This window comes from Hymenobacter miniatus, assembly GCF_016427455.1.
GTDB lineage: Bacteria > Bacteroidota > Bacteroidia > Cytophagales > Hymenobacteraceae > Hymenobacter > Hymenobacter armeniacus.
The window spans coordinates 20,936-45,765 of sequence record NZ_JAELXR010000002.1 but is presented as its reverse complement, the minus strand read 5'-3'; the positions used below and the strand labels follow the sequence as shown (position 1 = coordinate 45,765).

At 64.2% G+C, this 24,830-nt stretch carries 14 protein-coding genes; 11 read left to right on the top strand and 3 right to left on the bottom strand.

All coding sequences use genetic code 11. The features are described from left to right. Positions 1-130: 130 nt before the first annotated feature. From JAO73_RS03300 to JAO73_RS03265, 8 genes are all read left to right on the top strand, one after another. A complete protein-coding gene (locus JAO73_RS03300) occupies positions 131-3,253 on the top strand; it encodes a SusC/RagA family TonB-linked outer membrane protein (protein WP_198975750.1) in 3,123 nt (1,040 codons plus the stop codon). A gap of 33 nt (positions 3,254-3,286) precedes the next feature. Continuing rightward, positions 3,287-4,807 (top strand): RagB/SusD family nutrient uptake outer membrane protein, encoded by a 1,521-nt coding sequence (locus JAO73_RS03295; protein WP_198975749.1) that lies wholly within the window; start codon positions 3,287-3,289, stop codon positions 4,805-4,807. Between the two features lie 164 nt (positions 4,808-4,971). Beyond that, positions 4,972-6,924, top strand: a complete 1,953-nt coding sequence (locus JAO73_RS03290; protein ID WP_198975748.1) for a rhamnogalacturonan lyase — start codon at positions 4,972-4,974, stop codon at positions 6,922-6,924. 112 nt (positions 6,925-7,036) lie between these two features. Next, positions 7,037-7,840 carry a rhamnogalacturonan acetylesterase gene (locus JAO73_RS03285; RefSeq protein ID WP_198975747.1) on the top strand — a complete coding sequence of 268 codons (804 nt, stop codon included), beginning with the start codon at positions 7,037-7,039 and terminating at the stop codon, positions 7,838-7,840. 66 nt (positions 7,841-7,906) lie between these two features. Further along, positions 7,907-8,707, top strand: a complete 801-nt coding sequence (locus JAO73_RS03280; protein WP_233168677.1) for a rhamnogalacturonan acetylesterase — start codon at positions 7,907-7,909, stop codon at positions 8,705-8,707. A gap of 91 nt (positions 8,708-8,798) precedes the next feature. Next, positions 8,799-10,541, top strand: coding sequence for a hypothetical protein (locus tag JAO73_RS03275; protein ID WP_198975745.1), 1,743 nt, complete (start codon positions 8,799-8,801; stop codon positions 10,539-10,541). Positions 10,542-10,656: 115 nt separating this feature from the next. Beyond that, positions 10,657-13,524, top strand: coding sequence for a glycoside hydrolase family 2 protein (locus JAO73_RS03270; RefSeq protein WP_198975744.1), 2,868 nt, complete (start codon positions 10,657-10,659; stop codon positions 13,522-13,524). Between the two features lie 61 nt (positions 13,525-13,585). Further along, positions 13,586-14,863, top strand: coding sequence for a hypothetical protein (locus tag JAO73_RS03265; RefSeq protein WP_198975743.1), 1,278 nt, complete (start codon positions 13,586-13,588; stop codon positions 14,861-14,863). A 22-nt stretch (positions 14,864-14,885) separates the two neighbouring features. Here the strand turns inward: JAO73_RS03265 and JAO73_RS03260 are convergent, their stop codons facing one another. The 3 genes from JAO73_RS03260 to JAO73_RS03250 form a co-directional block, all read right to left on the bottom strand. Further along, positions 14,886-15,941 (bottom strand): glycoside hydrolase family protein, encoded by a 1,056-nt coding sequence (locus tag JAO73_RS03260; RefSeq protein WP_198975742.1) that lies wholly within the window; start codon positions 15,939-15,941, stop codon positions 14,886-14,888. Positions 15,942-15,957: 16 nt separating this feature from the next. Beyond that, the gene (locus JAO73_RS03255) at positions 15,958-16,899 is read right to left on the bottom strand and encodes a glycoside hydrolase family 43 protein (RefSeq protein ID WP_198975741.1); all 942 of its coding nucleotides are present in this window, start codon (positions 16,897-16,899) and stop codon (positions 15,958-15,960) included. Between the two features lie 128 nt (positions 16,900-17,027). Beyond that, entirely contained in the window at positions 17,028-18,356 is a 1,329-nt protein-coding gene (locus JAO73_RS03250) for a rhamnogalacturonan acetylesterase (protein ID WP_198975740.1), read from the bottom strand. Between the two features lie 163 nt (positions 18,357-18,519). Here JAO73_RS03250 and JAO73_RS03245 point away from each other — a divergent pair, with 163 nt between their 5' ends. The 3 genes from JAO73_RS03245 (at position 18,520) to JAO73_RS03235 (ending at position 24,809) form a co-directional block, all read left to right on the top strand. Further along, complete coding sequence (locus JAO73_RS03245; protein ID WP_198975739.1) at positions 18,520-19,596, top strand: glycoside hydrolase family protein; 1,077 nt, start codon at positions 18,520-18,522, stop codon at positions 19,594-19,596. A 452-nt stretch (positions 19,597-20,048) separates the two neighbouring features. Beyond that, a complete protein-coding gene (locus tag JAO73_RS03240; protein ID WP_198975738.1) occupies positions 20,049-23,204 on the top strand; it encodes a SusC/RagA family TonB-linked outer membrane protein in 3,156 nt (1,051 codons plus the stop codon). Positions 23,205-23,243: 39 nt separating this feature from the next. Then, positions 23,244-24,809, top strand: coding sequence for a RagB/SusD family nutrient uptake outer membrane protein (locus JAO73_RS03235; RefSeq protein ID WP_198975737.1), 1,566 nt, complete (start codon positions 23,244-23,246; stop codon positions 24,807-24,809). Positions 24,810-24,830: the final 21 nt, after the last annotated feature.

Genomic DNA, 24,830 nt, shown 5'->3' with positions numbered 1-24,830 from the left:
AATTCAGGTGAGCACAGGTAAGTGAGGGTATACGGCAACTCTAATTTCACCCCTAGCTAAGGAAGCCCTTACTTACCGTTGAGGCTTTCTCATGGCCTTTCCCAAACCCACCATACCACAAGTAATAGTTATGAACAAACTGTACCGGTTGGCCTTTCTGCTGCTGGTGCTGGCGGGGCTGTATGCCCCGGCCGCACTGGCCCAGAGCGCCGCTACCCGAGCCGTGAGCGGCAAGGTGACCACCACCGACACCAAAGAAGCCCTGCCCGGCGTGACGGTGCTGCTGAAAGGCACCACCGTGGGCACCGGCACCGGCCCCGACGGCACCTACACCCTGCAGGTGCCCGCCACGGGCGGCACGCTGGTGTTCAGCTTCGTGGGCTACGCCACCCAGGAGGTGGCCCTCAACGGCCAGACCACCATCAGCCCCGCGCTGAGCCCCGACACCAAGGGCCTCGACGAGGTGGTGGTGGTGGGCTACGGCACCCAGAAAGCCGGCAACGTGACCGGCGCCGTGACCGGCATCACCGCCAAGGAAATTGAGGAGCGGCCGGTGAACCGCATCGAGAACGCGCTGGTGGGCCAAATGCCCGGCGTGTACGTGCAGACGACCACCGGCGAGCCCGGTGCCGAATTGCAAATCCGGGTGCGCGGCGCGGCTTCCATCAACGCCTCCAACGACCCGCTGTACGTGGTAGACGGCGTGCCCGTGGACAACCTGCGCGGCATCAACCCCACCGACGTGGCCAACATTGAAGTGCTGAAGGACGCAGCCTCGGCGGCCATCTACGGCTCGCGCGGCTCCAACGGCGTGGTGCTCGTGACCACCAAGCGCGGCAAAAAAGGCGCGGCCAAGCTGCAGTTTTCGGGCTACACGGGCGTGCAGCTGGCCGAAAGCCGGCTGAAGGTGCAGTCGGCCGAAGAGTGGATTCAGATGCGCAAGGAAGGCATTGACATTGATTGGGTGAACCAGAACCCCGCCCTGAACCGGCCCGAGGACTCGCGCGCCACCCGCCTGCAGCGCCTCACCGTGAACGGCACGCCCCCGAGCCAGACCAACGTCATCCGCTATACCTACGACCCCAAGTGGCAGTACGGCCAGGACAGCCTGGACTACGTCGACTGGCAAAAAGCTATTTTTCGCCGGGCCATCATGCAGCAGTACACGGTGGGCGTGTCGGGCGGCACCGACAACGTGACGTATAACGTGAACGGCTCGTTTCTGAACCAGAACGGCATCATCCTCGGCAGCGACCTGCAGCGCGCTACCCTGCGCGCCAACATCGACGCGCAGATTCGCAAGGGCATCAAGCTGTTTATGACGCTGGCCCCCAGCATGGAGTGGAGCAGCCTGGGCCGCGTGGACGGCACCGGCGGCCAGGCCCTGAACGCGGCCCAGATGCCGCCCGTGTCGCCGAAAGGCGCGGGCATTTACGCCGGCGCCGACCCGTACTTTACCTACAACTACTCGGGCCGCTACATCAGCCCCGTGGCCGTGATGGAGCGCACCGACGCCAACGGCACCCGCACCCGCCTCAACGCCAACATGGGCCTGAACCTGGACCTCTACAAAGGCTTCCAGCTGCAGCTGCTCGGCGCCATGGACAACGGCTACTTCCAGGACCAGATTTACACGCCCACCAACGCCAGCCGCGACTGGGTGGGCGCCGCCCCGGGCTCGCTGAGCACCTCGCGCTACTCGCAGACATTCAACACGCGCTACCTGTTTCAGAGCGTGCTGAACTACACCCGCTCGTTTGGCGACCACAGCCTGAACGCCATCCTGGGCTACTCGGTGGAGCGCACCAAGGTGGACTTCTCGCAGCAGGAAAACGGCCAGCTGCCCAACGACCAAACGTACCTCTTCGACCGCGCCAACTCGACCGTGAACCGCAGCTACATCACGGCCGGCAAGGAAGCCCTGCTCTCGTATTTTGCCCGCGCGCAGTACGACTACAAGCAGCGCTACCTGCTGTCGGCCAGCATCCGGCGCGACGGTTCCTCCAAGTTCGGGGCCAACCGGCCCTTTGGCTACTTCCCGGCCGTGAGCGCGGGCTGGCGCATCAGCAGCGAAAGCTTCATGCAGGGCGTCACCTTCATCACCGACCTGAAGGCGCGCGCCAGCTGGGGCGTGACCGGCAACAACCGCATCCCGAACGACTCGCAGTTTTCGCTGCTCGGCGTGAGCAACTACTCGCTGGGCGGCGCCAGCATCAACGGCTACGCGCCCATCGGCTTCCAGAACCGCGACCTGGGCTGGGAACAAACGGCCAGCTGGAACTACGGCCTCGACTTCAGCGTGCTGGACAACCGCCTGCAGGTGTCGGCCGACTACTACACCAAAAACACCACCGACCTGCTCTACCAAGTGCCGCTTTCGTCGCTCACCGGCTTCACCCGCACCTACGTCAACATCGGCCAGGTGTACAACCAGGGCGTGGAACTGGGCCTGACCTCGCGCAACCTGGTGGGGGCGTTTGAGTGGACCACCAACTTCAACGCTTCCTACAACAAAAACCGGGTTGACAAGCTCGATTACGATGACACGCCGGTGCCCACCGGCAGCAGCCCCGGCGGCTTCGTGAGCCTGCTGCAAGTGGGCCTGCCCATCAACTCCTACTACCTCTACGACGCCATCGGCGTGTACCAGACCCAGGCCGAGGTGGACAACGAGCCCAAGCTGACGAACACCCGCGTGGGCGACATCAAATACCGCGACGTGAACGGCGACGGCAAAATCACGGACGCCGACCGCACCATCATGGGCAACCCCACGCCCAAGTACATCTTCGGCGTCACGAACACCTTCCGCTACAAGGGCTTCGACCTGAACGTGCTGGTGAACGCCCAGCAGGGCGCCTACCTCTACTCGCTCATCGGCCGCAGCATCGACCGTCCGGGCATGGGCTACCTCTACAACCACGCCAGCAACTGGAACAACCGCTGGAAGTCGGAGGCTGAGCCCGGCGACGGCAAGACGCCCAGCATCACGGCCCAGAACAGCTCGTTGCTCGACTCGCGCTGGCTCTACAAGTCCGACTACATCCGCCTCAAGAACATCACCTTGGGCTACACCCTGCCCAAGGCCCGCTTCTACAACGGCGCCCGCCTCTACGTGGCCCTCGAAAACGCCTACATCTGGCACAGCTACACCGGCGGCTTCTCGCCCGAAGCCCTGCAACTTGGCGGCTTCGACAACGGCAGCTACCCGCAGGCCCGCACTTACACCCTGGGCTTCAACCTGACGCTGTAAGGCTTCCCACCCCCTTCAAATCGACTTATTCCGATGAAAATCTCTTTTCTGAAACAAGTGGCCTGCGCCGTGGGCCTGGGCACGGCCGGGCTGCTGGCCACCTCCTGCAAGGAGGACATTCTGCAAATCCAGCCCGTGGCCAACAACACGGTGGACGGGTTTTACCAAAACGAAATCCAGGTGAACCAGGGCGTGATGGCCATCTACAACGGCACCCTGTCCCTGCCCGAAAACTCGTACTGGTTTCTGGCCGAGTTTCGCTCCGACAACGTGGCCGCCGACATCGCCACGGTGCAGCGCGACTACAGCGACGTGAGCAACTTCAACACCACCTCGCAAACCCAGCAGCTGCAGGCCACCTGGACCGACCTCTACGAAATTGTGTACCGCGCCAACGTGCTGCAGGAGCGCATTCAGCCCTTCAATTTTGCCCGCGTGCCCCAGTTCAAGGGCGAGGCCCGGTTCCTGCGCGCGCTGGCCTATTTCGACCTGGTGCGCTTCTTCGGGGCCGTGCCGATTGTGAACAAGACGCTGACCATTGAGGAGTCGAAGCAGATTCCGCGCGCCCCCGTGGCCGACGTGTACAAGTTCATCGTCGACGACCTGCTGTTTGCGGCCGACAACTTGCCCGCCACCTACGCCGCCGCCGACAAAGGCCGCGCCACCAAGTGGGCTGCCAAAGCCCTGCTGGGCAAGGTGTACCTCACCATGTACGGCTACCCGCTGCGCCAGACCAGCGCCCTGGCCCTGGCCAAGCAGCAGCTGATGGACGTGTACGCCGCGGCCAGTCCCACTACTTTCTCGGTAGCCGCGAACTTTGCCGACCTGTTCAAATCGGCCAACGACAACAAGTACGCCGTGTTCGAAATCCAGTTCCAGTCGGGCGGCACGGGCCTGGGCAACCCCATTCCGTGGCAGCAAGGGCAGGTGTTTCCCACCAACTGGTCGCCGTTCACCGGCTTTGCTGCCGACTTCACGCTGCCGCCCGCCCTGTTCGGGGCCAACTGGCCTAAAGCGGACAAGCGCAAAGCCGCCACGCTCGATTCGGTGGTCCGCAACGCCTCCGGGGCCATCGTGGCCGGTCGTCCGGAATTCACCAAGTTTTTGGAGAAAGGCGTGGCCGGCGTGCAAAACCGCACCGACTACCCCAACAATTTCCCCATCATTCGCTTCGAGGACGTGGTGCTGATGTACGCCGAGGTGCTAACCGAGGAAGGCAACATCGCGCAGGCCATCCCGCTCGTGAACCAGATTCGGACCCGCTCGGGCCTGACGGCCTTCACCCTTGCTTCGCCCGAGGCCGCGTCGCAGGCCAACTTTCGCGCCGCCATCCTCAAGGAGCGCCGCTACGAATTTGTGGCCGAAGGCCAGCGCTGGCACGACCTGGTGCGCACCGGCAACGCCATTTCGGTAATGACCGCCTTCAAGCGCAGCACCACCGCCGCCGGCGCCAACTTCCGCCAGCTCGACGACCACGACCTGATTTTTCCCATTCCGCTGCTGGAGCTGCGCATCAACCCCGGCTTCTGGCAGCAGAACCCCGGCTACAACTAAGCCTTCCGCTTGCTTGATTGAAGCGTAGCACCCCGAACGTCATGCTGAACGAAGTCGAAGCATCTCTCCCACAATAGTAACCAGTTGCTTTTGTGGTGAAATGCTGAGCCAACGCCCGGCATGACGTTCATTTTTACTACAGGCCGCCCTTCCATCCTTCGTCTATGAAAACCCGCTTTTTGCCTTTGCTGCTACCAACGGTGCTGCTGGGCGCGGGGCCGTCAGTGGTTCCACCGGCTGCCCCCATCGTGCACGCCGAAATCATGCGGCAGGGCGTGGTAGCCATTGCCCAGCCCGATGGCCGGGTGTTCGTGAGTTGGCGCCTGCTCACAACTGACGCCGCTACCACCGCTTTCGATGTGTACCGCCAGACTGGCGCGGCCAGCCCGGTCAAGCTCAACGCGCAGCCCCTGACGGCCGGCACCAACTGGCTCGATGCCACGGCCAAAAAAGGCGAGGCGGCCACCTACACGTACTCGGTGCGGGTAAGCGGGACCAAGCTCAGCGAAAGCGCCAAAGTGTGGAATGAGGGCTACCTGCGCCTGCCGCTGCAGCCGCCGCCCGGCGGCACCGTGAGCAGCGGCTCCGAAACCAGTCCCTACACCTACACCGCCAACGACGCCAGCCCCGCCGACCTCGACGGCGACGGCCAGTACGAAATCGTGCTGAAGTGGGAGCCCACCAACGCCCGCGACAACGGCTCCAGCGGCCTCACTGGCCCCGTTATTCTGGATGCTTACAAGCTGGATGGCACCCGCCTGTGGCGCATCAACCTGGGCAAAAACATCCGGGCCGGCGCGCACTACACGCAGTTCATGGCCTACGACCTCGACGGCGACGGCCGGACCGAAGTGGCCTGCAAAACCGCCGACGGCACCGTGGACGGCACGGGCAAAACCCTGGGCGACGCTGGCAAAGACTACCGCACCCTCACCGTGCCCACCGACGGCGGCCCGGGCGTGCCCGGCCCGCGCGACAGCAAATACGGCCGCGTCCTGGCCGGGCCGGAGTATTTCACCGTGTTCGACGGCCGCACGGGCGCGGCCCTGGCCAGCACGCCCTACCTGCCCGCCCGGGGTGAGCTGGGCGGCTGGGGCGGCATCGGGGGCAATGGCGGCAACGACAGTTACGGCAACCGCGTGGACCGCATGCTGGCCTGCGTGGCCTACCTCGACGGCGCCAAGCCCAGCGTGGTGATGTGCCGCGGCTACTACGGCCGCACCGTGCTGGCGGCCTGGGACTGGCGCAGCGGCAAGCTCACCTCGCGCTGGGTATTCGACTCGAAAGACGCCCAGAACCCCTTCTCCGGCATGGGCAACCACGGCCTGAGCGTGAACGACGTGGACGGCGACGGCAAAGACGAAATCGTGTACGGCTCGATGGTGGTGGACGACAACGGCACCGGCCTCTTCAGCACCGGCCTGCGCCACGGCGATGCCCTGCACGTATCGGATTTCGACCCCGCCCGGGCCGGCCTCGAAGCCTGGGGCGTGCACGAAAACGAGGAAAAAGTGCCCGGCCACGAAAACGGCCCCGGTGCGGCCCTCTACGCCGCCGGCACCGGCAAAATCCTCATCGCGAAGCTGCCTGGCGAGGACGTGGGCCGCGGCATGGCCGCCGACATCGACCCGCGCCACCCCGGCGCCGAGCTGTGGGTGAGCAACCCCGAGCTAGGCCTGCTGACTTGCCAGGGCGAGCGCATCGGCCCTTCGCCGCGCTCCGTCAACTTTGGCCTGTGGTGGGACGGCGACTTGCTGCGCGAGCTCCTGAACGACACCCGCGTGGAAAAGTGGGATTACCAGGCCGGCCAGCTTACCAAGCTGCTCGAAGGCAAAGATTTCGGCGCCGCCTCGTGCAACGGCAGCAAAGCCACGCCCTGCCTCTCGGCCGACCTGCTGGGCGACTGGCGCGAGGAAGTGGTGTGGCGCACCGCCGACAACTCGGCGCTGCTCATTTTCAGCACCACCATTCCCACCCAGCACCGCCTCGTGACCCTGATGCAGGACCGCGCCTACCGCCTCGGCGTGGCCCGCGAAAACGTGGGCTACAACCAGCCCCCGCACCCCGGCTTTTTCCTGGGCGAAGGCATGAAAGGGGAGAAGCCCGGCCTGAACTAGCGCCAGGCGCCCAGCACAGGTGTGTGCAGGACACGCCCCGCGGCAACAGGCCCAACTTTTGAGTACGGAAGCACTGCGCTGGCCTCCCCGCGCTACCTCACCAATCCCACCTATGAACAAACGACTTTCTGTGGCCCGCCGCGCTACCTCATCGGCCCTGCTGCTCAGCGGCGTTGCGGCGCTGCTGTTGGTGCTGGCCAGCTTTGGCAAGCCCGGCCCGCGGCCCACCCTTTTCCTCATCGGCGACTCGACGGTGAACAACACCAACGCCCCGCAGCTGGGCTGGGGCAACGTCATCGCAGCGCATTTCGACACCACGCGCATTCGGGTGCGCAACAACGCCAAGGCCGGCCGCAGCACCCGCACCTTCATCACCGAAGGCCGCTGGAAAACCACCATCGACGCCATCCGGCCCGGCGACTTCCTCGTCATGCAGTTCGGCCACAACGAAGGCAGCGTGCCCGACACCACCAAGGCCGGCCGGCGCGGCGTGCTGCGCGGCACCGGCGAGGAAACCAAAGCCCTGGTGTGGCCCGACGGCCACCCCGAAACCGTGAACACCTACGGCTTCTACCTGCGCAAATTCATTCGCGAAGCCAAGGTCAAAGGGGCCACGCCCATCGTGTGCTCCATGATTCCGCGCAACGAGTGGAAGGAGGGCAAAGTCATTCGGGCCAGCAACGACTTCGGCAAGTGGGCCCAGGAAGTGGCCCAGCAGGAGGGCGTGGCGTTCATCGATTTGAACGACATCACGGCCCTGAAATACGAGAAGCTGGGCCCGGACGAGGTGAAGAAATTCTTCCCCGGCGACCACACCCACACCAACGAAGCCGGCGCCCGCCTCAACGCCGAATCGGTGGTAGATGGCATCCGGGCCAACAGGAAGCTGGCGCTGAATAAGTACCTGAAGAAATAAACCGTGTGTCATCTTTCGCTGCTCGGCCGCCAGATAAGGATGACAGACGATAAGAAATACCAATCCATGAAATTTACCAAAACCACCTTCACCTTCGGCCTGCTCGTCCTTGCGTTGGTGTTGGCCGCCTTCACCGCCCGCCCGCCCAAGCGCAAGCCCACGCTCTACCTCATCGGCGACTCGACGGTGAAAAACGGCAAAGGCAAGGGCGACGGCGGCCTCTGGGGCTGGGGCAACTACCTGCCCGCGCACTTCGACACCACCCGCATTCGCATCGAAAACGACGCGCTGGGCGGCACCAGCAGCCGCACGTTCCAAACCAAGGGCCTCTGGGACGCGGTGAAGAACAAGCTGCAGCCCGGCGACTTCGTCGTCATGCAGTTTGGGCACAACGACGACGGCCCGCTGGCCGATACCGCCCGTGCCCGCGGCACCCTCAAAAGCAACGGCGAGGAAAGCCAGGAAATCTACAACCCCCTCACCAAGCAGCCGGAAGTGGTGCACAGCTACGGCTGGTATTTGCGGAAAGTCATTGCCGAAACCAAGGCCAAAGGCGCCACGCCCATCGTGTGCTCGCTGGTGCCGCGCAACGGCTGGAAAGACGGCAAAGTGAACCGCGCCACCACCGGCTACACCCAGTGGGCCGCCGAAGCTGCCAAACAAGGCGGCGCCTATTTCATCGACCTCAACCGGCTGGTGGCCGACAAATACGACCGCGAAGGCGAAGCCAAAGTGGGCACCGTGTACTTCACCTCCAAAGACCACACCCACACCATCGAAGCCGGCGCGCAGCTAAATGCTGCCACCGTGGCCGAGGGCATCAAAGCCACGAAGGGATTGGCGTTGAGCAAGTATTTGAAGAAATAAAGCAGCGCGGACACTGCGAGTCCCGCGCGTCGTCTGCACTCGATTCTAACACCTGCGCGGACTCCTGGCGTCTGCGCTACAGCCTTTTTGCATGAGAAAAATTGCCGTTGTGGCCACGGTGCTTAGCAGCTTGTGCAGCCTCTGCAGCGCGCAAGCCCCCGCTGCCCGGCCCGTGCCGCTGCCGGCCACCGTTATCGTTCCGGCATCGGATTTCATTCAGGAGATTCCCAAGGGCGTCGTTATTGCCGATGCCAACGCGCTGCGGGCGCCCTGGATGTTCAACAACACCGCCTTGGTGCTCAAGTCGAAAACCAACATGCAGGTGCGCGTGCAAGTGCCGGAAGCTGGCCGCTACACGCTGTACGTGCGCAGCCAGGGCGAAAAAGGCACCAGCTTCAAAGTAGCCATCAACGACGAGGTGACGGGCGAGAGCTTCGGCCGCGGCCCGCTGAGCTGGCAGGCCGGCGGCACGTTTGAACTGCCCGCCGGCCCGGCATACGTGAAGCTGACGCGCATTGAAATGGGCGCGGCCGTGGATGTGCTGGTGCTGAGCAAAAACGCGAATTTGAAAGAAGAGGACGTGCGGCCCTACCAGCTGCCCGAAGATGTGGCGCTGCTGAAGCAATACACCATTCCTCAGTCAAACGCTGTCAAATTCGGCGACGTGGACGGCGATGGCAAAACCGATTTTCTGGTGCTGGAGCCCGACTTTTCGGCTCACGTGTTCAACAACGCGGGCAAGGAGCTATGGGCCTACAAAGCGCCGACCGAATACGTGAAAGAACGGTCGGAATTTGAAGCGCCCGGCGTGCTCTGGGACTTCGACCACAACGGCCGCGCCGAGGTGGTGCACTGGCGCTTCCTGGAGGGCAAGGAGTGGCTGGTGGTGGCCGATGGCCGCAGCGGTAAAATCCTGCGTAAAACGGCCTGGCCCACCCAGCCGCTGCCGCACGTGTACAACAATTTCCGGCTGGCCATTGCCCATCTGCACGCCGGCCCGGCCAACGACCTGGTGGCCTACACCGACATGGGCGGCACCCAGAACGTGACGGCCTACTCGGCCGACCTCAAGCAGCTCTGGCAGCACACCGAGCATCGCAAAAAAGACAACCTGGGCCACTACGTGTACCCCGTCGACCTCAATGCCGACGGCCTCGATGAGGTGCTGGTGGGCTCGCTGCTGCTCGACACCAACGGGAAGGAAATCTGGAACCGCTTCGACCTGCTGCCCGACAACCACGACCACGCCGATAGCTACAAATTCAACGACCTGAACGGCGACGGCAAGCTCGACATCGCCACCGCCAACAGCGAAACCGGCGTGTTCGTCTACGACGGCATGAGTGGCACCATCATCTGGCAGAACACCGCCGAGCACAGCCAGCAGCTGGCCGTGGGCAACTTCCTGCGGGGCGTGGCCGGCCCGCAGGTCGTCATCGGCGGCCGCACCTACGGCACCCGCGGCACCGACGAGCCCGGCCTGTCCAGCCAGCTTTACTGGTTCGATAACGGTGGCAACCTGGTGAAGAAATGGCCCGGCAACCCCATCAACGGCAACCCCGACTTCGTGCGCGGCAACTGGCGCGGCGACGGCGCTACCTGGCTATTCTGGCACAAGTTCCGCCTCAACGACGCCGGCACCGGCGAGCTGTATTTCCCCGATACGGTCTTTCACATGTTCGATTTCACCGGCCAGGGCGCCGAGGAAGTCATCACCCTGAACCAGGGCCGCCTGAGCGTCTTCGGCAGCCGGAGCGCCGCGCACAGCGGCAAGGATTCAAAGAAGAACCTGGAATATTTGAGAAACAGCGTGGTCAACCACACGCATTACTAGCACCGCGAAACAGCGCGTCATGCCGAGCGCAGCGAGGCATCTCGCGTGCTTCAACTAATTACTGCCCCCAGCAAGGTGCTTCGCTGCGCTCGGCATGACGTTCAAAATACTACCTATGAAATACATCTGCTTCCTGCTCCTGACCCTGCTGTTCGCGCTGCCCAACCGCGCCCAAACGCCCGCCAACCAAAAGCAAATCCAGTACCTCTCCGGCCGCGACAACCGCCGCACCGTGCAGTGGGATTTCTACTGCACCGGCGGGCGCAAAAGCGGCTATTGGACCCGCATTGCCGTGCCCTCGTGCTGGGAACAGGAAGGCTTCGGCCTCTACAACTACGGCCGCGACTACAAAACCTACGGCAAGAACTTCCGCTTCGCCGACGAGCAGGGCCTGTACAAGCACAGCTTCACGGTGCCCGCCGCCTGGCGCGGGCGGCGCGTCGAAATCGTGTTTGAAGGCTCGATGACCGACACGGAGGTGAAGGTGAACGGCCAAGTGGCCGGGCCCATTCACCAGGGCGCGTTCTATCGTTTCAAGTACGACCTCACCGACAAGCTCAAGTTCGGCGAAGCGAATCTGCTGGAAGTGAAAGTGAGCAAGATGTCGGCCGAGCCCAGCGTGAACAACGCCGAGCGCCTGGCCGACTACTGGGTATTTGGCGGCATTTTCCGGCCGGTGTACCTGCAGTCTTACCCGCAGCAGTACGCCGAAAACGTGGCCATCGACGCCCGCGCCAACGGCAGCTTCACGCTCCGCGCCAACCTGCGCAACGTGAAGCAGGCCGCCCAGCTGCAGGCCGACATCCTCGACCAGAAAGGCCAGACCGTGGGCACCGCCAGCGCCAACGTAGCCGCCGGCGACACTGTGGCCCGCCTGAACACCACCGTCAAAGCCCCGCGCCAGTGGACCAGCGAAACCCCCAGCCTCTACCGCGCCCGCCTCACCCTGCGCAGCGGCCAGGAAACGCAGTACCAGACTACCGAGCCCTTCGGCTTCCGCACCATCGAGGTGCGGCGCGGCAAGGGCATTTACGTGAACGGCACACAGGTGAAAATGAAGGGCACCAACCGCCACAGCTGGTGGCCTGAAACCGGCCGCACCCTCAACGACAGCATCCACCTGATGGACGTGAAGCTGCTGAAGGAGATGAACATGAACGCCGTGCGCATGTCGCACTACCCGCCCGATGCCGAGTTCCTGCACCTCTGTGACTCGCTGGGCGTGTACGTGCTCGACGAGCTGGCCGGCTGGCAGAAATTCTACAGCACTAGGGCTGGCACGCCGCTGGTGCGCAGCATGGTGGAGAAGGACCAGAATCACCCCAGCATCATCTTCTGGGACAACGGCAACGAGGGCGGCACCAACAAGGAGCTGGACGCCGTTTTCTACCAGTACGACCTCACCAAGCGGCCCGTCATTCACCCGCACCACCGGCCCGGCAACGCGGCCAGCGGCATCGACTGCAACCACTACGAGAACTACTACAGCACCCGCGACATCCTGGCCGATTCGCTCATCTACATGCCCACCGAATTCCTGCACAGCCAGGACGACGGCGGCGGCGGCGCCGGCCTGGCCGATATGTGGGAGCTGCACTGGAAGGCCCAGCGCTCGGGTGGCGGTTTTCTGTGGGCCATGGTGGACGAGGGCATAGCTCGCACCGACCAGCACAACATCATCGACGTGAACGGCGTGAACGCGCCCGACGGCCTCATGGGCCCGCACCGCGAGAAGGAGGGGAGCTTCTACGCCATTCGCGAGATTTTCTCGCCCATCAAAATCGGCCTGAAGGAGCTGCCCGCCAAGTTCAACGGCTCGTTGGACGTTGAAAACCGCTACCATTTCACCAACCTCAGCCAGTGCTTTTTCCAGTGGGAGCTGGTGAACTACCGCAAGCCCAACGACCCGTTTGCGGGCAGCATCGGCGGGAAGAAAAGCCGCCTCAAAAGCCCCGCCGTGGCCCCGTTGGCCACCGGCAAGCTGAAGCTGGAGCTGCCCAAAGACTGGCAGAGCTACGACGCGCTGGTGCTCTCGGCCTTCGACCCGCAGAAGAACCTCGTGTACAAATGGACCTGGAAAACCGGCGGCAACGCCCGCCTGCTCGACGGCGTGCTCAGCCTCCAAAGCAAGGACAAAGCCGCCGTGGAAGTCACCGACGTCGACAGCACGCTCACCCTAAAGGCCAGCAACATCACCGTCACCTTCAACAAGACCAACGGCCGCCTCACCGGCGTGAAGGGCAACAACGGCGACAAGCTCTCCTTCACGAACGGGCCCGTGCTGGTGGCCGGCACGGCAGCATTCGCCGGCCTCACGCACCGCACCGAGCCCGACGGCGAAGTGGTGGAAGCCCGCTACACCGGCGACCTGAAAACCGTGCGCTGGAAAATGCACGCCAACGGCTGGCTGCGAATGGAATACGAGTACGCCCTCACCGGCGACCACCCCTTCGCCGGCATCAGCTTCACCTACCCCGAAAACTTCGTCATCGGGGCCAAGTGGCTGGGCCAGGGCCCGTACCGCGCCTGGAAAAACCGCCTGGCCGGCACCACCCTCAACGTGTGGGAAAACGCCAACAACAACACCCAAACCGCCGCCGCGCCCTGGATTTACCCCGAGTTCAAAGGCTACTTTGCCGACATTGCCTGGATGGAAATGAACACCGTGGAAGGCAAGTTCCTCATCGCCAGCCCGGACAAAAACCTGTTCGTCCGCCGCTTCAATTTCTACGGCCTCTCGGGCGTGAAGCCCCAGCCGGGCCTGCCCATCGGCGACTTGTCGTTCCTCGACGCCATTCCGCCCATCGGCACCAAGCTCGGCCTCAACATCGACAACAACCCCAAAAACCTGGGCCCCAATTCCGAAACCAACCACTTCAGCGGCGCACCCATCCGGCGCACGCTGTACTTCTACTTCGGCCTGGCGCCGTCCGACAGCAAGCCCCAGCCCTACGTGGCCCCCGTGAAGGACGACTTGTTCTAAACCGGCTTTTGTGAGGTGAAAGGAAAGGCTGCTACATTGGGGCAGCCTTTCTTGTTGCTGCATGCGAAAACTTCTACTCGGGGCCCTGTTGCTGGTGTGCGGGGCCCATCCGGCCTATTCCCAAACCTTTGAGCCCGGCTACCTGGTGCTGCAGCGCGGCGACACGCTGCGCGGTGAGGTGGAAAACGCCTTCTGGGAGGAGCCGGCTAAAACCGTACGCTTCCGGCCCACTGCCACGGCGCGGCCCGTCACTTACACCAGCCAGCAGCTGCGGAGCGTGGGCCTGGCCAGCGGCCGGCTGCTGCGCCACGAGCTGCTGACCATCGACATGGACGCCGAAACCCGGTTGCCCTACCTCAGCCACCGCATCACGCACCGCCCGCGGCCCGACTCGGTGATGGCCGACGTGCTGGTACAGGGCCCGGCCACGCTGTTGGGCATTGTGCTCAATGAAACCCGGCACTACTTCGTGCAGCGGCCCGGCCAACCCCGCCTGGAGCTGGCCGCGCACAATTATCTGCTCTACAAGGACGGCACCGAGCGCATTGCCGACGCCAACAACTTCCGGGGCCAGCTGCTGCTGTATTTCGGCGACTGCCCGGCCGTGACGGCGCTGCTGCCCGGCACCGCTTTCACCGACGAGGGCCTGCGCCGCGTGGTGCGCACCTACAACCGCGCGTGCTCGGGCGTGCCGCAGCCGGCCGAGCTGCCGGAACCCACGGCGGCCGCGGCCCGGCCCCACGTCGTCATGCGCTGGGGCGTCACGGCGGGCCTGCGCTACAACTCCCTGCGCCTGCACGACCCGCTGGGAAACGGCGGCCCCCTCGAAGGCTACAACGCCGACGGCGCCGTGCACGCGCTGGGCGGCCTCTACGCCGACGTGGTGGCCGGCGGGCGGCAGTTTGCGCTGCACGGCGACGTGCAGGCCTCGCGCTTTGGCAGCACCCAGCCCCTGCAGGTGGCCGCCACCAGCACCACCCTGGCCAGCTCGTTTCAGTGGAGCGGCACCAACGTGGTGGCCCATTTCGGCCTGCGCGCCTTTCTGCCCGTGGGCACGCGGGGGCAGGCGGTGGCGGGCCTGGGCTACGAGGTGAACAGCTTCTGGGGCGTGACGTCGGAATTCGTGTACGGCGACCGGGTGAGCGACTTCGTCTACCCCTTTCGTGGCACGCTGCTGCCCTACCTCGAAGCCGGCTTCAGCCAGAAGCGCCTCACCCTGATGGCCAACGGCCGCGTCTACGAGCCCGATTATTTCTACCAACTCAACTACCAGCCCTGGAGCCTGGCCCTCACCCTAAGCTACCGCCTCAACGCCGACTCCGACGCCCTGCCCAAGTAGGCGTTTTGCCCCTGAAAAGAACCTATTTTCCGCGCGGCGGCACCAGCTGCACGAACGTGGGCTTGTCCCGGTCGCAGGTCAGCCGGCCGTTGTTGAATTCCAGTTCCGCCACCTGAATCACGCTGCGCTTGGCGGCAATGCTGTTGGCGGGGGCGGGGCTGGCCGTGCTGCGGCCGGGGTGCGTGAAGTAGAACACGAAGGCCCGGCCCTTGCTCACCACCACATCGCAGTGCCCGCCAATGGCCTGGTCGTCGCGGCCCTGGCCGGGCTGTTCGAGAATGCGCTCGGGCTGGGCCGTCCAGTGCAGCAGGTCGATGGAGTGGTACACGGCCAGGCCTTTCCACTGGTCGATTATCAGCCAGTACTGCTCGTGCCAGCGGAATACTTTGGGGCCTTCGCCGCGCTCGTTCAGGGCCTGGCCGTGGTCGGTCCAGTGCTGCAGGTCGGGGCTGTCGGCGTAGTAGATGGATTTGTGGTCCCGCTCGTTGTTGTACCACAGCCGCCAGGTGCCGTCGGGCAGTTGGTGCACGCTGGCGTCGATGACTTTGTCGGTGACGAGCGGCAGGGTTTGCACATACTGCCAGGTGCGCAAATCGGTGCTGCTGAGCTGCACGATGACGCGCGGGTGCTGCCAGTCGGTGAAGGTGCCCGGTACGTAGGTCAGGAACATGTGGTAGCGGCCCCGGTCCTCCACGATGTCGGGCGCCCAGTGGGTGTAGCCGCGGTCGGGCCGGTAGTTGATGTTGGCCGTGTCGCGGTAAGTCCAGGTGGTGCCGCCGTCGCCCGATTCGGCAATACTGATGCGGGTGCCGTGCACCCAGGTCACGCCGGTGGCGGTGGTGTCGGTGGCGCGGCGGTTGGTGTAGAACATCCACCACTTCTTGGCCTGCTTGTTCCAGACTATGACCGGGTCGGCCGCGCCGTCATACACCGGGTCGCGGAAGAGGGGTTTGGGGGCGGGCCTGGCCGTGGCGGCAGGTTTGGCCCCCGCTTTTTGCGCCATGGTCTGGCCGGGGGCGGCCACCGCCAGGGCCATTGCTAGCAGGCTTCCGGCAAGGAGTCGGCCTAGAGTCGTCATCGGATTCATGGGCTTCCTATTGTTGCTCCAGCCGCTTCAACTCCTTGGCCGAAACCCGGAAAATGGTGCCGTGGCGCAGGCCCGCCGGCACCCTGATTTGGTCGGATACATCGGTCCAGTGCGTCAAATCGGTCGACTTTACGGCCCCGTACCTGTGGTCGCGGTACTTGTCGAAATACACCAGCCACTCCTGGCCCAACTGCACGGCGGTGGGCCCCTCGGCCCAGTAGTTGCCGGTGATGGGCGCCGAGGCCGGGCCGTAGGGGCCGGCCAGTTGGTCGGCGAAGGCCACGCGCAGGTTCTTCTGCACGGGCTCGCGGGTTTCGTCTTTCAAAAACATCACGAAGCGCTTGCCATCGGGCTGAATGCTGGCATCAATGACGTTGAAACCAGGCTCGTAGAGCAGACGGGTAGGGGTGAAGGTCTGGAAATCCTGCGTGCTGGTGGCGTAGATGCGGTGGTTGTAGCCGTTCTCCATCGTGCTCTGCGTTGCCGGAAACTGGCCGGAGATGGTGCTGGCCCAGTAGATGAGGTAAGTCTTGCTGCCGGCGTCGTAGCTGATTTCCGGGGCCCAGGTGTTGCGGGCGCCGGGCTCGTGCACCATCACGGGCAAGAAGCGCTGCTCGTTCCAGTGGATGAGGTCTTTCGACGTGGCGTAGCCGATGCCCTTGTCCTGCCAGCTCACCGTCCAGACCATGTGAAACAGTCCGTCCGCTCCGCGCAGGATGCAGGGGTCGCGCATCAGCCGGTCCTTGCTCACGGTGGGGCGCAGAAAGGTGCTGTCGTGTTTCAGGGCGGTCCAGGTGTAGCCGTCGCGGCTGCTGGCCAGGTGCAGGCCGTCCCGCCCGTTGCCTTTGAAGTAGCAGAAGACGAGGGCTTCGTTTTTCTTGAGCGGCGTCTGGGCCTGGGCCGCCCCGGCGCCGAGGGCGGCAAGAAGAATGAGCAAGATTGATTTCATGAAATTGGCAGAACCGGGGTAGAGACGCAAGATGTTGCGTCTCGTCGTTGCTGATGTTGTTTATTTCGAGCGGCTTTGCGCGGTTTCAGTCGTTCAACGACGAGACGCAAGATGTTGCGTCTCTACGCTTAATTTCCGTCCGGCTTCGTGACCTCGCTGCGCGGGCTGTCCAGCCACACCCAGCCCGCCAGCGCATCGGGCTTGGCCGGGTCGAACATCGGCGTGTCGTTTTTCAGGAATTTCACTAGGCTCAGCTTGTTGGCTTTGATGCCTTCCACCACGCACTTCGCAATCTCATAGGCGCCGTAGGGGTTAAAGTGGGTGTTGTCGGCCAGCGGCGCGGTCTGGCCGGGGTAGGTGTTGGCGGGGTAGTGCACCAGTGCTTTTTTCGATTCTTCCACGCCCAGGGCTTCGTAGAGTTTGGCCGTCATGGCGTTGAGGTCGATGAGGGCCACTTTCTCTTCCTCGGCCACCTTGTGGGCGGCGGCGGGGAAGTCGCCGAGGCTGTTTTCAATCTTGCCGTCGGCCCCAAAGGTGCGGCGACTGGTGGACGTGACGATGACCGGGATGCCGCCCTTTTTCTTCGCCTCCTGCACGAAGAGGTGCAGCCGCTCAGAGTATGATTTCCACGCCCCGTCGTTTGCGCCCTTGTCCTTCTGGTCGTTGTGCCCAAACTCAATAAACAGGTAGTCGCCGGGCTTCATCACGCTCAGCACCTTGGCCAGGCGCTTCGAGCCCAGAAAGGAGCCCAGCGTAAGGCCCGATTCGGCGTGGTTGGCCACCGCCACGCCAGGCTTGAGGAAGCGCGGCAGCATCTGGCCCCAGGCCGCCCAAGGCTCGTCGTCCTGGTTCACCACGGTGGAGTTGCCGGCCAGGAAAACAGTGGTTGCCGTGGGCGCGGGCGTTATTTCCAGCGCGGCCAGGCAGGGGGTTGCCCCGTCAAATTCCAGCGTGAGGCGGTCGTCCCAGTCCAGCTTGCGCAGCTCGCGCGGCTTGAGGGCCACTGTTTCGGTGTCGTTGATGCGGCGGCTTTTGACGTTGAGCGTGAAGGTTTGGGTGGTGAACTGGCCCGGCTTGGTGGCCGTGGTTTCGAGCAGCAGCCGGCGCGACTCGGCCTTGAGAAAGGTGCTGCTGGGGCCTTTGGCGTCGCCCAGCGTCACGGTCACGGTGTAGTTGCCCTCGGGCAGCTTCACCGAGAAGTAAAAAGGCTGCTTGCTGGTCACGAAATCGCCTTTCAGCGCGTCTTTGCCGCCGCGGTCCACGCCCGTCACCGTCGTGCCGAAATCGAAGCCGTAGCCGGCAGCCTCCGAATACGCGGCCGTGGGCAGCACCTGCTGGTAGCCGGCGGCGGCTTTGCCGGGGCCGAAGTCGAATTTGAAGGTGGTTTTGGGCGTTTGAGCGGCCGCTGAGGCCGCCAGCAAAACGCCCGCCGCCGCGGCAAAAAAGGATGGTTTCATGCAGGGAACGAGGTGGGAAAGCAGTGGTGGGTTAAAAGTACCGGCACCGCGGGCGGGCGCTTACCTGCACTGTCATGGCCGGGGCGACGTGAACCGGCAGAGTGCAGGAGGGTGTGGCCGGCGCCATCGGCCTTCTTGCACCGCTTCCCAACCCCGCCCACCCATGCCAACTCGTCGCACCTTTCTTACCGGTCTGGTACTGGCCCCGCTCGCGCGGGCGCTGGCCGGCTTTTCGGGCCGGCTAACTGATTACCCCAAAGCTGCTTTTTCCAAGTTCAGCCGGCACCTGAAGCCGGTGGGCCGGGCCCTGGAGCTGCCCGACTACTACGTGTGGTGCAACTCGCCCATTTACGGGCCCGATGGCAAGGTGCACGTCTTTTTCTCGCGCTGGGTGGCCAGCAAGGGCATGAGCGGCTGGATAAACGGCTCCGAAATCTGCCACGCCGTGGCCGACCGGCCCGAGGGCCCGTTCACCTTTCTGGACGTGGTGCTGGCCCCGCGCGGCCCTGGCCATTGGGACGCCACCACCTGCCACAACCCCAGCATTCAGCTCGTAGACGGCCAGTACTGCCTGTTTTTCATGGGCAACGCCAACGGCAAAACCGACACCAAGCGCATCGGCCTGGCCACCGCGCCCACCCTCCACGGCCCCTGGACGCGCCCCGACCAGCCCCTGCTGCTGCCCGGCCCCGCCGGCGCCTGGGACGACCACTGCACCACCAACCCCGCCTTTGTGAAGCACGAGGGCAAGTATTGGCTCTACTACAAGTCCTGGAACACCAAGGAGTACGACGACGCCAAAGGCCAGGAAATCCGCGGCAACCGCAAATACGGCCTCGCCATTGCCGACCGGCTGCAGGGGCCCTACGAGAAGTTTGCCGGCAACCCCGTCATCGACTTTTCCGGCCAGGGCCACAACCGGCAGTTCGAGGACGCCTTTGTGTGGCGGCAGCACGGCCGGTTCTGCCTGCTGGCCCGGGATATGGGCGTGTACAGCCAGGAAGTGGGGCTATTCCTCGAGTCGGAAGACGGCAAGGCCTGGACGTTTCCTAAAATTGCCTTCCTGCCCATCCGCGACTACGGCGTGACCGAGCCACCGGCGCCGCCCAAGCTCAAGCGCTACGGACGGCTCGAACGACCGCAGTTGCTGCTGCGCGACGGCAAGCCCGAGTATTTATTCTGTGCCTCGCAAGGTGGCAAATTCATGACGGCTTCGTCCTTCGTGTTTCGAGTGAGCTAGCCCGGCGCGCCCCGTGCTGGCGCTGCAGAGCAAATTCTAAGCCGCCCGCCACACCTGGCGAGTGGGCAGGAGGGTGCGGGAGGGCACTGCGGCAGAAAGAAGAAATATTTGCATAAATGGTAGAGTGAGGCCCTGCGGTTCTACCCAAACCCCAGGCACTGGCCGGGGCCCGTAGCTGCAACTGCGGGCCCCGGACCGAGCCGCCTCCGCCCGCTGGGCCGCTGCCCGGCGCCGCAGGCCAAAGGCCACTTCGGAAAATCGAGTACACAAACCGGACAATATGGTAGCTACAAGGGCCTAACCAGTAGTCTACAGGAGAGTAAGGGCTCACCCGACTTCTAAGTTTGGTCCAGGTTCCGCCCTCCACCCCTCGAGTTAAGTTAAAAGTCTCACCCAATTCCCACATCATGAATACTTTTTACTCTTGGCAACGTTTGCGGCTTGCGGCTTGCGTGCCACTGCTTCTGCTCACGGGGCCGGTGGTGGCGGCTGCGCCAGCGCACCCCGCCGCCACGCGACGCCTAGTGGCCGACTGGCAGCTCACCGGCAAGGTGACCTCGCCCAAGGGCGAAGGACTGCCCGGCGTGACGGTGGTGGTGAAAGGCACCACCCTGGGCACCACCAGCAACCCCGACGGCTCGTTCTCGTTGTCGGTGCCCGAGAAGCCCGGCACGCTGGTGTTTAGCTTCATCGGCTTTCAAACGCAGGAGCGGGCCTATAGCGGCCCCGGAGATTTTAACGTGAAGCTGGCCGACGACACCAAGAGCCTCGACGAGGTGGTGGTGGTGGGCTACGGCACCCAGAAGCGGGCCGACGTGACCGGCGCCATTGCCACCATGGACGCCCGCAAGCTGGAAGAGCGGCCCATTGCCCGCGTCGACCAGGCGCTGGTGGGCCAGCTGGCCGGCGTGCAGGTGAAGCAGACCTCGGGCGTGCCCGGCCGTCCGTTCAGCATTCAGGTGCGCGGCGCGGGCTCCATCTCGGCCGGCAACGAGCCGCTGTATGTGATTGACGGCTTTCCGCTCGAAAACGTGGGCGCCAGCGCCAACGGCCGCTTCGGCAGCGGCAACCCGCTCGACAACATCAACCCCAACGACATCGAGAAGATTGAGGTGCTGAAAGACGCCGCCGCGGCCGCCATCTACGGCTCGCGGGCCGCCAACGGCGTGGTGCTCATCACCACCAAGCGCGGCCGCTCGGGCAAGCCCCAAATCAGCGTGAACAGCTACGTGGGCGGCTCGCGGGCGGCCAAGAAGCTCGACCTGCTGAGCGGGGAGGAGTGGGCCGCGCGCGCCACCGAAATCATCAACAACAACTGGGTGAAATCGGGCACGGGCCGCACCGCTGACCAGACCACGGCCCAGCGCCGCCAGATTCTGGGCCTCACCGGCAACAACGTGAACCCCGACCTGATGCTGGACGACCGCTGGGCCCTGCCCGGCCACCCCGGCCTGAAATACATCGACTGGCAGGACGAGCTCTACCGCACGGGCGTGAGCCAGAACTACCAGGTGAGCGCCTCCGGGGCCACCGATAACGTGAACTACTTCGTGTCGGGCAACTACAACGACCAGCAGGGCTTTGCCCTGGGCCTGGGCTACAAGCGCTTCACGGCCCGCGCCAACGTGGAAGTGAAGGCCAACGACAAGCTCAAGTTCGGCCTCACCATCAACCCGACCTATTCCATTTCGAAAGACCCCGGCATCGAGGGCAAAGACAACCGCTTCCACCAGCTGCTGTCGGAAACGCCCATTGTGGAAGACACGGCCGGCATCAACACCGCCTACGGCAAGAACGAAGCCTACCGCTGGGGCGTGAGCACGGCCAGCCCCATTGCCGTGATTAACGCCTACGAGGGCGACACCCGCAACTACCGCACGCTGGGCACCGTGTTTGGCGAGTACCAGCCGGTGAACGGCCTGCGCCTGCGCTCCTCGCTGAACTTCGACAACAACGAGTCGACGTCTAACTCGTACGCCCCGCCCACGCGCAACCTGTCCACGTCGCTGGCCAGCGGCTCGTACAGCACCTACCGCCGCCAGACGTTTGTGAACGAAAACACGGCCACCTACAGCCGGACCCTGGGCAAGCACGATTTCTCGCTGCTGGGCGGCTATTCCTACAACTTCTCCCGCCTCGACAACAACAGCGCCTCGTCGTCGGGCGGCTTCGTGAACAACACGGTGCGCACCCTCAACGGCGCGGTGGCCATCACCACCTCGGGGCCCACGGCCTCGCAAAACGTGCTGCTGTCGACCTTCGGCCGCCTGCAGTATTCCTACGACGGCAAGTACCTGCTCTCGGCCAGCGTGCGCCGCGACGCGTCGTCGCGCTTCGGCCAGGAAGACCGGGCCGGCGTGTTCCCGGCCGTATCGGCGGGCTGGCGCATCTCGCAGGAGCCTTTCCTGCAGTCGGTTGGGTTCCTGAGCGACCTGAAGCTGCGCGCCAGCCTGGGCTACTCCGGCAACAACTCCATCGGCGACTACTCCAGCATTGCCACGCTGGGCATCACCAATTACACCTTTGGCGGCCTCATCGCCCCCGGCCAGGCCCCCAACAAGGTGGGCAACTCGCGCCTGAAATGGGAGCGCAACCGCACCGTGGACTTCGGCGCCGACTTCGGCGTGCTCAAAAACCGCATCACGGCCTCGTTCGACTACTACACCAAGAACAGCCTCGACCTGCTCCTGAACGTGCCCGTGCTCACGGCCGCCGGCTTCGGCACCAACCTGGAGAACATCGGCGAGGTGCGCAACACCGGCTGGGAACTGGAGCTGAACACCCGCAACCTGGAAGGCGCCTTCTCGTGGACGACCTCCTTCAACCTGAGCCACAATGAGAACAAAGTGGTGCACCTGGGCACCGGCGATGCCACCATCTACGTGCCCAACGGCCTCGACACCGAGAGCAACATTCTGCAGGTGGGCCTGCCCGTGTACAGCATCTTCGTGGTGAAGCAGACTGGCATCCTGAGCCAGGCCGACATCGACGGCGGCGCGGCCCGATTCGGCAACGAGACGGCCGGCGACCCCAAGTACGAAGACTACAACAAGGACGGCAAGATTGACGTGAACGACCGCCAGGTGGTGGGCAACCCCAACCCGACCTACACCTTCGGCCTCACCAACACGCTGCGCTATAAGGGTTTCGACCTGAGCTTCCTGGTTCAGGGCCAGTACGGCGGCTCCATCTACTCCACCCTGGGCCGCGCCATCGACCGCACCAGCGTGGGCTACAAGGAGAACGCGCTGGGCCGCGCCCGCGACCGGTGGATGTCGGCCGAGAACCCCGGCGCCGGCGTGAAAGGCAAAGCTACCGGCAACTTCGGTTTCATCCGCAACACCGACTGGCTGTACTCGTCCGACTACTACCGGGTGCGCACCATCACGCTGGGCTACGACCTGGGCCAGCTCATCAGCAAGCGCGTGGCGCAGGGCGCCCGCGTGTACGTGACGGCTGAGAACTGGTTTGGCTGGGACAAGTACTACGGCGGCCTCAACCCCGACGCCCTCAACACGGGCAACACCGGCACCTTCATTTCGGGCTCGGACTACGGCGGACTGCCGCTGGCCAAAACCCTTGTGCTCGGCCTCAACCTCACTTTCTAATTGGCGAGTACTTGGCTGCTCATAGCTACTAAAATTCCCATGAAAAAGATATTTCTCTCCCTGTCCCTGGCCTGCGCGCTGGTGACGCTGGGCGGTTGCGAAAAAGACCTGGAGCAAACCCCGATTTCGAACGGCTCGGTGCCGGACTTCTACAAGACGGCGGCCGATTTCGACCAGGCCATGTCGGCCGTGTACAACTCGCTGCGCGGCTTCCCCGACCGCGAGGTGATTCTCTCGGAGCTGCGCTCCGACAACATGTTTGCCGTGAGCTCCATCGGCTCGCGCGACTGGGACCCGGTGAACAACTTCTCGGCCGCGCTGCTGGTGGTGAATCCCTACGTGGCCGACGCCTGGGCATCGGACTTTTCCACCATTTTCCGGGCCAACACCATGCTCGACCAACTGGCCCAGAACGGCGCCGTGACGGGCTCGCTGCGGGCCCGCTACGAGGGCGAGGCCAAGTTCATTCGGGCGTTTGCCTACCTGGATTTGGTGCGCAAGTTTGGCCGGGTGCCGGTGATTGACAAGCCGCTCATTCCGCAGGAAGTGGCCAAGATTCCGCGCGCCGACGTGGCCACCGTGTACGCCCAGATTGAGGCCGACCTGAAGGCGGCCATCAGCGTGCTGCCGGCCGCCTACACGGGCAGCGGCATCGGCCTCACCTCGGGCGTGGGCCGCGTCACCAACGGCGCCGCCAAAGGCCTGCTGGCCCTGATGTACCTCACCAAGTCGGGCCCCGACTACGGCATCAAAGGCCCGGGCCTGAACAGCAACGAGTACGACAAAGCCAGCGCGCTGCTCGACGAGCTCATCAACCGCACGGGCACGCCGCAGTCGGCGGCCTACTCGCTGCAAACCAACTACGCCAACATCTTCTCGCCCACCAACGAGAACAACTCGGAGGTGCTGTTCGACCTTCAGTACATCTCCAACGGCCTGGGCACGCTGGGTTCGTCGTTCATGAACGTGGTGGTGCCCGATGCCTTCTACACCTCGACCAGCGCCGGCAACCTGGCCCTGCCGTTCTCGGCCGGCTCCGTTGAAATCAAGCCCGTGTCGAACGACCTGAACAACGTGTCGTTTACCACCACCGACACCCGCCGCGCCGCCACCATTCAGCAGGGCTACACCAACGCCGGCACCACCGACACGCGCCCCTTCTACAAGAAGTACCTGAACACGGCCGGCAAAGGCACCAGCCGCACCGACTGGGGCACCAACTACATCGTGCTGCGCTACACCGACATCCTGATGATGAAGGCCGAGTGCGAAGTGCGCGGCATTGGCGGCACGCCCGCCACGGCGGCGGCCCGCCTCACGCCCATCCGCACCCGCGCCGGCCTGCCCGCCCTCACCACCCTCACGCTGGAAACCCTCATGGAGGAGCGCCGCCGCGAGTTTGCCGGCGAAAACCTGCGCTGGAACGACCTCATGCGCTCGGGCCTTGCCCTGACCACGATGAACGCCTGGGCCGCCCGCGAAGACGCCCCGCCGCCGAACAATAAGATTGTGCGCCCCATCACGGCCAACCTGCTGCTGCTACCCGTGCCGCAGGTAGAGCTGGGCTCGGCCCCCGGCCTCTACACCCAGAACGACGGCTACTAAGCCGCTGCGTTAGCGGCGGCC

Coding starts and splice junctions, on each gene's coding strand:
- JAO73_RS03235 (WP_198975737.1), top strand. CDS start 23,244: ATGAAAAAGATATTTCTCTCCCTGTCCCTGGCCTGCGCGCTGGTGACG.
- JAO73_RS03260 (WP_198975742.1), bottom strand. CDS start 15,941: ATGACGACTCTAGGCCGACTCCTTGCCGGAAGCCTGCTAGCAATGGCC.
- JAO73_RS03250 (WP_198975740.1), bottom strand. CDS start 18,356: ATGAAACCATCCTTTTTTGCCGCGGCGGCGGGCGTTTTGCTGGCGGCC.
- JAO73_RS03295 (WP_198975749.1), top strand. CDS start 3,287: ATGAAAATCTCTTTTCTGAAACAAGTGGCCTGCGCCGTGGGCCTGGGC.
- JAO73_RS03280 (WP_233168677.1), top strand. CDS start 7,907: ATGAAATTTACCAAAACCACCTTCACCTTCGGCCTGCTCGTCCTTGCG.
- JAO73_RS03265 (WP_198975743.1), top strand. CDS start 13,586: ATGCGAAAACTTCTACTCGGGGCCCTGTTGCTGGTGTGCGGGGCCCAT.
- JAO73_RS03270 (WP_198975744.1), top strand. CDS start 10,657: ATGAAATACATCTGCTTCCTGCTCCTGACCCTGCTGTTCGCGCTGCCC.
- JAO73_RS03285 (WP_198975747.1), top strand. CDS start 7,037: ATGAACAAACGACTTTCTGTGGCCCGCCGCGCTACCTCATCGGCCCTG.
- JAO73_RS03290 (WP_198975748.1), top strand. CDS start 4,972: ATGAAAACCCGCTTTTTGCCTTTGCTGCTACCAACGGTGCTGCTGGGC.
- JAO73_RS03300 (WP_198975750.1), top strand. CDS start 131: ATGAACAAACTGTACCGGTTGGCCTTTCTGCTGCTGGTGCTGGCGGGG.
- JAO73_RS03255 (WP_198975741.1), bottom strand. CDS start 16,899: ATGAAATCAATCTTGCTCATTCTTCTTGCCGCCCTCGGCGCCGGGGCG.
- JAO73_RS03275 (WP_198975745.1), top strand. CDS start 8,799: ATGAGAAAAATTGCCGTTGTGGCCACGGTGCTTAGCAGCTTGTGCAGC.
- JAO73_RS03245 (WP_198975739.1), top strand. CDS start 18,520: ATGCCAACTCGTCGCACCTTTCTTACCGGTCTGGTACTGGCCCCGCTC.